This window comes from Methanosarcina sp. A14, from assembly GCF_001729375.1.
Lineage (GTDB): Archaea > Halobacteriota > Methanosarcinia > Methanosarcinales > Methanosarcinaceae > Methanosarcina > Methanosarcina barkeri.
The window spans coordinates 1-12,018 of sequence record NZ_LZPK01000033.1 but is presented as its reverse complement, the minus strand read 5'-3'; the positions used below and the strand labels follow the sequence as shown (position 1 = coordinate 12,018).

Genomic DNA, 12,018 nt, shown 5'->3' with positions numbered 1-12,018 from the left:
AGTTTTATAGGAAAACTACTACATTTATCTACACGATCGTACAAAACCAATGTCAGATAAGTAGATTAAGTTAAGTAAGACAACAACTTCATAATCTCACATCTCATCAAACTATGACTTCTTTAGTTGTTGTCTTCTTAAATCTTATTTAGTATCCTTTTTCCGTATGTATTCCAAACTAAAATTTGATTTTGAATTTACAGAAAACGCATATGATATTCTTTGAATAACAGGCACAAATAAATGAAAGTACTCTCCCCTCTCTTTTTTGACTATTAATCCCTCATTACCTTGGGTAGTAATGTTGTCCGAATTTTGGTTTTTCAAACCATTGCTAAACTAATCAGTGAATTGCCATAGAATGTTTAAATTTGAGAAGGAGTAAAAAATCAAAAGGAGCATGGAGAAGCCAGTTTTGTTCCGCACTTTCATGCTAATTATAAATAATTCCTACAAATATAATTCACGCGGTTGATTTGAAAGCAAACCTCCAAAGATTTTAGACCAGCTAGGTTATTATTCTTTTTAACTATCTGTTCTAAGAACACCCCATTCCATTAATCTTTTTTTGATCTGGTGCATCTCTATATCCGTAAAGCTGAGTCCTTGATAATGATAAAGAGATGTCTGAGGATCGTGTCCCTGTCTTTGGTAAACTTTAAAAGGCGGTACTCCTGAACTTAGCATCCAAGATTCAATACTTTTTCTTGTAGTTTTTGCTGAGATTCCAAATGGATTAAAATCAGTTTTAACAGCCCATCTTTTAAGGTCTTGGTTCCAGGTGTCAATATCTGGAGGAGCGTGCCAGTTAAAAAATTGATCAAGAATATAGGGAAAAGTTGAGGGTAACAAATCAATGGTTCTCTCCTTCGCTTTTCGTTTCACTTTCTTCTGTGCATCTTCATTAAGACGAATTTGGTTCCTGCTCTCAGAGTACCATTCAGGATGATCGTATAGCCTTTGAATTTCAGCATACCTCATGCCAGTGATTGTTGATAGCTCAAAAAGAGTTTTATGTCTCTTTTTTGGAATTCCTGCCTTAAACTTATCATATTCTACAGGAACAAAGATACGGATTCCATTTACATAAATGGCTTCTTTGTCCCTTGTAAATCCTGAAACCGGATACTTTTCTTTCATTTATTATTATACAGTTGTTTTTCATAAAAATACTTTATTATTGTTTGACTAAAATTTGTATTGGTGAATGTCCCTTGAGATAATATGAAAAATACAGTATTTTGATAATAACTACTGCATTTAATTATTAATATTATGTTAAGACATTGAGAGGAAAACCAATAGTACTAACACCTATTAAAGTGAGATCACAGTAAATGTGTGGGGAACTCTCCCTTAATCCGCGCGACTCATCTTACATTAACGGTTCATCCCCACGCCTGTGGGGAACTCAGAATCGGTTCTCATTTCGATAGGTATGCATCCGGTTCATCCCCACGCCTGTGGGGAACTCTTCTCATATCCTTTCCATTTCCCACAAAATTCCGGTTCATCCCCACGCCTGTGGGGAACTCCAGCTATAGGAAATCAAATGCCAGAGGGAAAACGGTTCATCCCCACGCCTGTGGGGAACTCGTATCGCGGATAATACGAATAATCACAGAATCCGGTTCATCCCCACGCCTGTGGGGAACTCTGTTTGAGACTAGGATTCATAGAGACGTTAAGCGGTTCATCCCCACGCCTGTGGGGAACTCATCCTAGTCTCAAACACTACTTCTCCATATCTCGGTTCATCCCCACGCCTGTGGGGAACTCGTTTCAGTGTTCTTTGTGGATTCTCCTTCCCAACGGTTCATCCCCACGCCTGTGGGGAACTCTTATGCATATGTCGACGGGTTGACAAGCGGGGCGGTTCATCCCCACGCCTGTGGGGAACTCTCTATGGCACGTTTGGTACTGGTAAAACGATGCGGTTCATCCCCACGCCTGTGGGGAACTCGAGGAGGGTGCATAATGACATTTTCATTGTGGCGGTTCATCCCCACGCCTGTGGGGAACTCGTCATTACAGATTTTGATTACTTCTAATGCAACGGTTCATCCCCACGCCTGTGGGGAACTCATCAAGACCAATCACGTAATTTGTCCGTGACTCGGTTCATCCCCACGCCTGTGGGGAACTCTTTCTAGTTCCCGTTATGATATTGCGGTACAACGGTTCATCCCCACGCCTGTGGGGAACTCCAGCGGCATGCCAGTGCAGAGGAGATGGGGAACGGTTCATCCCCACGCCTGTGGGGAACTCCTCACAATAACATTTTCCATCCTGTTCAATCTCGGTTCATCCCCACGCCTGTGGGGAACTCCAGAGCAGTTTCTTCACCTACACTCCCGTCAGCGGTTCATCCCCACGCCTGTGGGGAACTCATATGAATTAACCGCACCAACTGACTGTAAAACGGTTCATCCCCACGCCTGTGGGGAACTCGCGGATGCCTGCCATGACCCTTCGTTTGCCGCCGGTTCATCCCCACGCCTGTGGGGAACTCACCTAGTGATAAAAAACGGAGATTGTTATGAACGGTTCATCCCCACGCCTGTGGGGAACTCCCAAGTTCTTTATTGTCTTTGTCTGATAGAACCGGTTCATCCCCACGCCTGTGGGGAACTCGACATCTTTAAATAGTTTGCACTCTATTATTACGGTTCATCCCCACGCCTGTGGGGAACTCAACATCAATCAGGGAATATACACAAGAGGCATCGGTTCATCCCCACGCCTGTGGGGAACTCTTATGTACACTAGTGAGGCCGTTGTTAGGGACCGGTTCATCCCCACGCCTGTGGGGAACTCAATTCTAGACATGTCCAGAAGGTCCCTTGAACCGGTTCATCCCCACGCCTGTGGGGAACTCTGTTTGTCTTTTATACTATTTGTCGGAAAAACTTTTCCGCTACTATATACAACGTTTTTTATAATGTATTTTATATAAAAAATAAAATATTTCAAAAACATAATATCTCCGGTTAATTTACTCTTCTACTTTAGTTTCGGGCATGAAGGATATTAACTTTATTCCATCCATTTCTCTTGGAATTCTGCGGTTTTCGCCGAGAACTTTGAAATCGAATCCTATTTCATTTCTTGCGGACCAGATCATAATGGCGCTTCCTTCAATATTTCCATCATTGAATTCGGTTTCTACATTCTTCCATATCATGTCCCTTACCTTGACCGAATACTCTCCTACATATACTCCAGCCCTAATTTCCAGAAGCCAGAGCGTCAGTCTTCCTCTTAGCCGAGGCGTTGTCTTTTCAAGGACGATGACCAACATCATTAAGTCCCCTTTCATTTGGAATTGCAGGAGGAATGGATTCCGGAGGCTTTTCAGGAATAGGAAGAGCACCTGCAGCTAAAACTTCTTCTATGGTCGGGATTATTTTTTTCAGAAGCCTTGTTTCTCTAAACGCATCTCTGCAGGCGAGCCTTACAGCTCTTTCAGGATTTGAAGGAGCTTTAGATGCCACCTGAAAAGCCACAGGCACAACAGTTTCAAATTTAAAAAGATCAGCAATATCATAAATAAAAGACCTGGGCTTCCCGGTATGAATAAATCCGATTGCAGGCGAATAACCGGCTGCAAGAACTGCCGCTTCAGTAACTCCGTAAAGGCAGGAAGTGGCAGAGCTCAAACATTTGTTTTGCAGATCTCCAGTATCCCAATCTGCGTAGTCATAGTAGCGTCCGTTCCACTTTATTCCGGCTCTTTTCGCTAAAACTTCATAAAGTTTTTTTACCCTTGATCCCTCTATCCCCCTCATTTGTTCTACGCTGTAGCTCTCCGAGAGTTTTTCATTAAAACGCATTTCATACATTTTTCTAACAACTTTTCTTCGTGCCTCGTCATTTAAGGCAAGCTGTGCCTGGTAAAGCAAACGATCCGCCCTTGCCCCTCCCGGCTGTCCGGCAGAATAAAGCCTGACCCCAGCTTCCCCAACCCATATCAGGAGGCAGCCTACCTGCGCTGCAAGAACTGCTGCTGCATGCGATACCCTGCTTCCCGGTTCAAGCATCAGGCATGCAATTCCCCCAACAGGAATCTGAGTTCGGACGCCGTTTTTGTCCACAAGGACAAAGGCTCCATCTATAACATCGAGCTCTCCTTTCTCAAGAAACAAAAGAGAAAATCTCTCTTTTATCGTAATAGGTTTCAGTTTTGGCAGCATGCTGGTAAGTCCCCATCACAGTTAATTCTCATCTTGCAGGGCGGATAAGCATTAGTCCACATCCAAAACTTTTTGCTGGGCCAATCCCCTTGTAGAGTGCGTTTATTAGAGATTCAGGGTTTGTTACAGTTAATATCCCAGAAAAATCAATGGTACTTATATTTACACTGTGTTTCCCTTTTACCCCACGATTTTTATCTTTGGGCTTAAAGAACCTATTACATCGATAACCTGTAGCTATTACCTGCCCTTCCTCTACTTCAAAACCATTGTTATCTCCTTTTTTTCTGAGCCATTCAAATCCCTCTTTCTGGACTATTTCGGGAACTTGAGGTCTCTTGTTTTTTGAAATAACTTCTTTTTCCATTCTGGTCTTTGCGTCCATCACAACATCATGTCGATGCTGATGAGGTTTCCCATTTTCATCCTCGTCCCATCTTGTTACAATAGGATTAGCTCTCAATGAAAAAACAAGCTTCTGACCTGTGGAAAGCAGAGGTTTGTATTCCTTTGATTCTATTTGCCATAAATCTACATTTGCTTCAGGTTCTTGCTCCGACAAAATATAAAATAAAGGAAAACCGTTTTTTTCATCCTGCCTGTACAAAAAATCCCTTTGTTTATCAGGGTTACTTGCAAATAGAGACCATATAATACGGTGAAATTATCTCCAAAATTCCAGGAGAGCTTCCAGAACTCTTTATTTGTCACAATATCAGGTTTTAAGTTTGCTTTACTTAGATACATCTTATTCCCCCAATTCCAGCATCGTATAGTGTTCTTTTCTATCAGCAAACTGCCACCTTTTTCGGCTCAGAGTAAGATCTCTGCGAGTAACCGTATGAACTGGTACAAGTCCGTCCTCTTCACCTTCCCAGTAAAGCCTTACTTGCCCTGATTTATTCAGTAATTTGAGAAATGCTTCACACTTAAACTCAGCTTTTTCGAGAGCTTCTTTTAGACTTTCTCCACTAACTATTTGAGCTTCTACAGGCAGAGCTGGAGGACAGGACTTTCTTCCCAGATATAAGACAAACTCAGGCTCTTTTAATTTGTTTTCAATCAGTTCCAAAGAATAGGGGCAACCTTCAGGACATTTTTCTTTTGCCCAGATAGCAATCGTATACAAAGAGTCGCTATAATAGTCTCTTGTAGAAAGAACTGCTGTTAATTTCTCTTTCTCAACTGCAAGCTCATCTTTTCGGGAAAGAATATGTTTCTGCTTTTTTATCGAACTTGTCGAGGGGATCTGTGCTGTGTGATAATCCCTTAAAAAAGTTCCCGGATAATTCACAAGCACGGCAAAGTTATAAGCTTCTGCAAGTTTCTTGTGTTTACCGTCTTCACTCCTTCTGATACCAATTGCCGCTGCAAGAAGTCCCATCACTGACGATTTTGAAGGATGGTCATATGAAGGCCTATGTGTCCCTACAGCTATGTCTCCCCAGGAAGCAAGTGGTCCGTAAAGCCGAAAGAGAAGATATTTTTTCATAATTTCACCTTTCAGCTGGCTTTACTCTGCTACGAACTTCAAAACTTCTTGGAGTGATCCTTCCCCTGTGTAAGCGTTCATTTCAATTTTGTTTTCACAGCATTTTCCGTAAACGCTCTCAATTTTCTCATGAGTACTATTAAGTTCTTTTATGGCACTAGCAAGGAGATCTTTTTCTTCTAGGGCTTTCAGGAATGCAACAGAAAGTGAACGTGGCTGCTGTTTTCCTTTTTCTGCCAATACGTACGAGGCATAAGCTCTTGAAGCAAAGCTATTTTGTTTTCCGGTAGGTGAGACTGTTAAAGCCGATTCTGTAAAAGCTTGGAGAGCTTTTTTAGTGAGTTCCCCATCTTCTCCCAGATTCTCTTTGAGTAAATCACGGTTTATGCATATATAAATATAAAACAGTCCTGCTGCGAACTCGGTTTCTCCTAAGTGTCCAGAACCCATGTCTTCTTCTCCATTATTGAGGTCGTCTACTGCCGTAAAGAAATCATCTTCGACTGCAACTTTATGGACTGTTATTGCATGGGAAACCTGCACCGCAGCTTCCACGTTATACTGAGTATTAGCTGCAAGCATCCTTCCAAACATTGCAATATCAACGGCAGTATTATTCTTCCTCAAAATATTTTTATTTTCTTCCGTTAATTCCCTGCCGCTTTGTGCAAGATCTATAATTAACTTCTCAATAGTCCCTATTTCTTCAGGACTGAAGTGAGCAAGCTGTTCTATTTCAAATCCTTCTTTTTTCAATTTTCCAAAAACTGATGCAATCTGTTTTGAAATTTCTCCAGCTTTCTTTTCCTCCATTTTTGGATATGTAGTTGAAAACTCAGGTTTTCCTTCAAGAATATCAGTCAATTTTACACCAGTTGTTAGGGCCTTGTACACAAAATTTCCCATTTCTTTTGTTCTGATACCTACATGACCTGAAAGCGCTTCTTTAAAAAGATCCGAAGCCCTCCAGGCTCTTTTCAAGCTTTGCGAAGAGATTCTCAGGCGCTGGGTCCCGCCCATTACTGCAGTCTTTGGCCTTCCGAGGTCGTCCCTGTTAAGGTTTGAAGGCGGGTACGATGTAAGTACATGCAACTGTATAAAGTCTGTCAATTAATTTTCCTCCTTATATTTTTGAATAATTTACTTTTTCTTTTCAACAGGTATATTTTCATAATATTTGTAAGCCAATCGCTTCTTTGTGCGCTTATTCCAGAAGTAAATGCTTTTTGCAAGATCGAAAATATTTACACGTTCATCTAAAAGCCGGACTATGCGTATCATTGTTATAAACAGCTCATTTCTGTCTTCTATCGTGAGCAGTCTTCTAAATCGGAGGTCGCTTACAGCAGCTTTCTTACTTCCGAGTTTAGGTGTCGCCATTTGGGCTGGAAGACTTGAATTCGTATCATTGCTTTTTACATGAGAGAGAACACCAGCTATTGCAGCTAATGCTTCTTGGTTTATTCTGAATCGGCTTAGCTTTATTCTCAGACTATGAAAAGAAGGAGTAAATGCAACTTCATTAATATTATGACAGTGTCTTAACTCTGCTCTCTTACCCCGACTTTCATCAAGATTTTCCCACCACTCAAAAAATATCTGGCGGATTTCGGGGTCGGAAAAGGATATCGTGTTCTTATTTCCCAATCTGGATCACCTGTATTTATCATTTTGTTGGATTCTTAAGAGGCAAATCTAAAATCTCCTTTACTTTTTTTCCGTTTTTAGAATTGTATTTGAGAAGGTCTCTACGGGCATCTGCTATGCGCTTAGGGTTTGCAATTCCTATGAAATCTGACTGGGAATATTCATCAAACAAATCCACAGCTTTCCTTGACAGATAATTCAACCATTTCAGCTTTGTTTCAGCTTTATTTTCTCCATTAAGTATTACTGTATGCAATTCATAGAGAATGTTATAAAATTCGGGTTCTGTATCTTTCCAGAATCGACTTTCTATGAAAGAAAAGCTTCCAGTTACTTTATGATCTGGGTCAAAGATTGCAAGTTTTATGCAACTTTTTATATTATTCAAAATATATTCAGAGATTTTTACCAGTTGTATTGTTGTTTGCTCGTAATCTAGTTTAAAATTCTCTTCTACCGTAATTAAGGGCATTTGCCCTTCATACCAACATCTTGTAAGAATATTATTGTGAATATCGTACCCGAAAAACCAAATTCGAGGTTCATGTTTAAAAAAAGAGTCTACATATGAAAGTTTTAATCTTCTTTCATGGAATTTGTGAATTGTTAAGGCATTTTCCCCTATTTCACTGCTGTTAAAAACAAATCCAGGCCAGTATTTGTAGGTTATTCCTCCTTCATTCATATGATAGGGAAATTTTCTATCTTTATTGTTGTAATAAGGAGTAAGTGGGTGCCTCCACAATTCTCCATATGCCTCTCCATAGGATTTGGTAAAATAACTGCTTATCGGATTTTTTATTTTAGACCCACAAACATCACATACGCAGTCTTTTTCATCTGGGGGATAGTCGACTACTATTCTTCGAGGCATAGCCCAGAAAATCCGTGCAGGATTTACATTGGAAAGGGAAACCTCTCTGCCATTTTCACTTGTACGGGTTGGTGCCATCCAGGGAAAAATATCGGTATCATTAATTTTCATGGCGTTTCCGTGTTTTTCATTATTAAATTCTTCACTTTCAATAATATTTAACCAGATAGTTTGCCAGAGATATTTTCCTCCAACTATTGTTGTTAGTGGTCCACTTCCTCTTAATGATGTACGATGCCCACGCCCTCCTTGAGGTGCATTTGTCTGTAATGTGAATAGAGCCATGGCAAGGCAGGGTCTACAAATCTGTTTTACGGTCCCACTTTTTATAAATAGATCTCTTCCCTGGCTCTCAAGCAAGAGCATTTCAATAGGAAGTTCATCTTTTTTCTTAAAATCTTCAACCTTAAGCTCATAATCCTGCATAAAACGTGCTCCATTTCCATCAAGATCAAAAGCATGAGCCACTTTTTCAAAGGCATTTTTCAAGACTTTTGGAGACGGTGGATTCATCAACACATTTTTCCAGGCTCTTTCATCCGTTGGAGGCATTGTTGTTTGCACAAGGCCTATAAGAAACTGTATAAGTGCTCCATTAAAATCGGGACGAGAAAATGCCAATTCCACAATTTGGTTTTCTAATTCGAGGTCTTCAGTAAGCTGCCAGGGTGCAATGGTTTCTTTTGTTCCATCCTTTTTTTGGACTGGTATCCACTTTTCGTGAATCAGATTAAATGCGATGTTTTTCCCTCCTTCTTACTTTTCTACACTTAAGCCCATTTTCTGTTTATAGCGTACATGTACTTCGTTATTGTATTCATCTACAGCAATACCTGTCCATTCATTGTCGCTCGCTGGGGACATTGGGACAAGTATAGACCACTTTCCTTTGTCCGGCATTGAATCCAATGCTTTTTTGACTTCAACTTTCAGTGTTTTTTCATAGGTTCTAGATTTTTTAATCTTGCTTTTTCTTACACTTACTTGGCTTAGTTCCCAGGAATAGCGCTTATCTTTAAAAAAAGGAGTAAGATGTTTTCCATTCCACTTTGCAAGTCTAACTAATAGCGTTTCTTCACCAAGTCGGGTTGGCGTTATTAGATCATCAACCCATTGAGTAAGTGTCCTTTTGTATTCTTCCTGAAAATTCAATGAATTCAGATTAGCCGCATCAATTTTTGCCCTTGATTCTCCTTCCGCTTTATCTTCCCATATCCTTAAATTTGGAGCAACTGTTTCTATTGAATGTTCTCCAAAAACACCCTCAATTAGAAAACGCAAATCTTCAGGGACAGTAAATTGTCCTCTTTCCGCTAGCAGACGAGCTGTAAGCCAGAGTTTACCATGGTTAGGGTATACGAAGGCAGCTTTAGGGAAAAAGTCAGCATACCAGTTTTCCGGTGGATTTTCGGTAAGCTCTGGAGAAAAAATGCCAAATACGGGCACTCTCTGGCTACCATGTTTCGAGTGCCGCTGGAGTCTTCCTACCCTTTGAATTAGCAGATCGATGGGTGCAAGATCACTTATCATATAATCAAAATCAAGATCCAATGATTGTTCTATTACCTGAGTTGCGATCAGGACTCTTCCTTTGCGTGTAGATTCATTGGATTCTTTTCCAAAAGTCTTCAAAACTCGATTCTCGATTTCTAAGCGCTCGCCCATGACAAAACGAGCATGGAAAAGATCTACTTTTTCTTCTCCCAGTATGTTTACGAGTTTTTCATAAGCATCAACTGCATCATCGACAGTATTTCTTATCCAGCAAACACACTTGCCTTCTTTTGAGGTACTAACAATCTTTTCTTCGACTGAAACCTGTTCATTAAAAAATTCTACATAGATTGTTCTTCCAGTTCCTTCGCGAGTGCCAATTTGAATTTCTTCTGTATCCATCTCACTTACATGAGTCAGGAGCGGATAAGCTGTTTCTTTTAGACTTCCGCAGGCTACTCCTAATCCTTTGCAAAAGCTATCTGTCAATCTCTGTCTGAGTTTTGCAGGAATAGTTGCAGAGAGCAAAATTGCGCTGCCCCCTAGAGAGGCATGAAGTTCAAGTAATTTACATAATAAAGTGTTCATGTATGAATCATAGGCATGAACTTCATCAACTATCAGTACACTGCGAGTCAAACCAAGTATTCGAAGGGACTGGTGGTATGTAGGAAGAACTGCCATTATAGCCTGGTCTACAGTTCCTACTCCTACATCAGCTAATAGCGCCTTTTTTCGGCTGTCTGCAATCCATCTGCTGCACTGGGCAGAGATCGTTTCATCTTCTGTGGTTCCAATCCTGCTGTATTGTTTAAGCTCTTCTACTTCGCTAAAACCTATTGAAGTCCGAAATTCATCAGAAAGATAGTTCCCGCTGTGAGCTAACACTAGCGAAGGGTCTGAATTTTCCTGGTAAAAATTTCTGTAGGTCCTTACCAGCCTTTCATACATCGCATTGGATGTTGCCATAGTTGGTAGTGCAATAAATATACCATTAGCAAGCCCCACTGACATCAGTCTGTGTGCAAGAGTTAATGAAGCTTCAGTTTTTCCATTTCCTGTTGCTTCTTCGATTATGAAGAGTTGAGGAATCTTTTCTATGGGACACGAAGATACATGTAACTGCAGTGGACTTGGAGTCTTAATATTAGGGAACAGAACTTCCATTCCTGTATTCAAGGAAACTGTAGAAGGCAAAACTCCAGAGTCATATAGAGCTTCCTTGGCGTTTTTAAGTGCATGCCGGTTCCAGTATTCCTCAAGTGGCATCGGCTCAGAAATATATTTGAAATAATTGTTATTGGACCCTATCCAGTCACACAATACAGTAAGACCTGCAAGTAACCAGGACGACTTTTTGAATTTTAATATCAGATTTTCAAAAGGATCTCCACTGTCGTCATCTCTTATTGCAGCATTGAAGTCTGTACCTGAAAACAACTGGAGTACACTTTTTACGAAAATATAAGCAATCTCAGTATCTTCTTCCGTGAAAAGTTCTTTGCAGTTTACAGGAACGCCGTGAATTTCATATTCCGGAGGTTTTCCATGATGGCCAGCAACTGCTTTTATCAATGGTTCAATCGCTAGATCCCAATCATAGATGTCATAATCCAGATTATTTAAATTAAGACAATTTTCATCCCACAATCTCTTCCATATGGAATTCCATAAGAAAAATCCCATACTATCATGCCGCAATATATAGGCCCTGTTACTCTCATGATGGCGGAGTTCTTTTAACAGTTCTGGCTTAAGGTTCTGAAACCTTTCTGAAAATTTTCCTAAGTCATGAACAGTTAGAATAAAAGGGATTAGAGATAGAGTTTCTTCCTTGTTGAAGCCTGTTAATTCTGTAATTTTTTTTGCTAAAAGCTTATCTTTTTCTAATAATACAGTCCCAACAGCTGCAACATCCAGACAGTGATATACAAGTAAGTGATAATTAGTTTCTTTGTCTTCAATAGAGCAGGATTTTCCCCAATTATTAAGCATTAAATTATTGCATAAGTTGTTCATGTTATCATCAAATTTTTCAAGTAAAATATATACTCATAAATATTAAACATTTATTAATTACATTATATATATACATTTCTAAAATTTATTGATCTGTTTAATATATAAAGTCAACAAATAATTCATAAAATATATCGTAAAACATTTAACCCAACCCAGCAATACTAAACATCTAATGTCGAAGCTTACACTAATCTCCACAATTTATTCCCTAGAGCCTGTTATCATCTGTATGACCAGGCTTTCCCCTTCAAAAATTATACTGCTGTCAGAGGAAGAGGCACCTGAAAAGAAGGTGC

At 39.9% G+C, this 12,018-nt stretch carries 9 protein-coding genes and 1 CRISPR repeat array; all 9 genes read right to left on the bottom strand.

The genetic code is table 11. The features are described 5' to 3' along the window. Positions 1–525 precede the first annotated feature (525 nt). Positions 526–1,140, bottom strand: coding sequence for an integrase (locus tag A9239_RS02320; RefSeq protein WP_048119669.1), 615 nt, complete (start codon positions 1,138–1,140; stop codon positions 526–528). Between the two features lie 183 nt (positions 1,141–1,323). Next, positions 1,324–2,878: a CRISPR direct-repeat array (repeat unit 29 nt; unit sequence CGGTTCATCCCCACGCCTGTGGGGAACTC). A gap of 117 nt (positions 2,879–2,995) precedes the next feature. After that, positions 2,996–3,304, bottom strand: a complete 309-nt coding sequence (cas2e, locus tag A9239_RS02315) for a type I-E CRISPR-associated endoribonuclease Cas2e (RefSeq protein WP_230629261.1) — start codon at positions 3,302–3,304, stop codon at positions 2,996–2,998. Further along, a complete protein-coding gene (gene cas1e / locus A9239_RS02310) occupies positions 3,282–4,193 on the bottom strand; it encodes a type I-E CRISPR-associated endonuclease Cas1e (RefSeq protein WP_048154627.1) in 912 nt (303 codons plus the stop codon). Before cas1e ends, cas2e begins: the two co-directional genes overlap by 23 nt. Positions 4,194–4,221: 28 nt before the next feature. Further along, positions 4,222–4,845 carry a type I-E CRISPR-associated protein Cas6/Cse3/CasE gene (cas6e, locus tag A9239_RS02305; RefSeq protein WP_255361882.1) on the bottom strand — a complete coding sequence of 208 codons (624 nt, stop codon included), beginning with the start codon at positions 4,843–4,845 and terminating at the stop codon, positions 4,222–4,224. A gap of 96 nt (positions 4,846–4,941) precedes the next feature. Continuing rightward, entirely contained in the window at positions 4,942–5,685 is a 744-nt protein-coding gene (gene cas5e / locus A9239_RS02300; RefSeq protein ID WP_048154630.1) for a type I-E CRISPR-associated protein Cas5/CasD, read from the bottom strand. A 21-nt stretch (positions 5,686–5,706) separates the two neighbouring features. Then, positions 5,707–6,795 carry a type I-E CRISPR-associated protein Cas7/Cse4/CasC gene (gene cas7e, locus A9239_RS02295; protein WP_048154633.1) on the bottom strand — a complete coding sequence of 363 codons (1,089 nt, stop codon included), beginning with the start codon at positions 6,793–6,795 and terminating at the stop codon, positions 5,707–5,709. A 30-nt stretch (positions 6,796–6,825) separates the two neighbouring features. Then, entirely contained in the window at positions 6,826–7,332 is a 507-nt protein-coding gene (gene casB / locus A9239_RS02290) for a type I-E CRISPR-associated protein Cse2/CasB (protein ID WP_052712687.1), read from the bottom strand. Positions 7,333–7,351: 19 nt separating this feature from the next. After that, positions 7,352–8,932 carry a type I-E CRISPR-associated protein Cse1/CasA gene (gene casA / locus A9239_RS02285; RefSeq protein WP_255361881.1) on the bottom strand — a complete coding sequence of 527 codons (1,581 nt, stop codon included), beginning with the start codon at positions 8,930–8,932 and terminating at the stop codon, positions 7,352–7,354. A 30-nt stretch (positions 8,933–8,962) separates the two neighbouring features. Continuing rightward, positions 8,963–11,695, bottom strand: a complete 2,733-nt coding sequence (locus A9239_RS02280) for a CRISPR-associated helicase/endonuclease Cas3 (protein ID WP_048154639.1) — start codon at positions 11,693–11,695, stop codon at positions 8,963–8,965. Positions 11,696–12,018 lie beyond the last annotated feature (323 nt).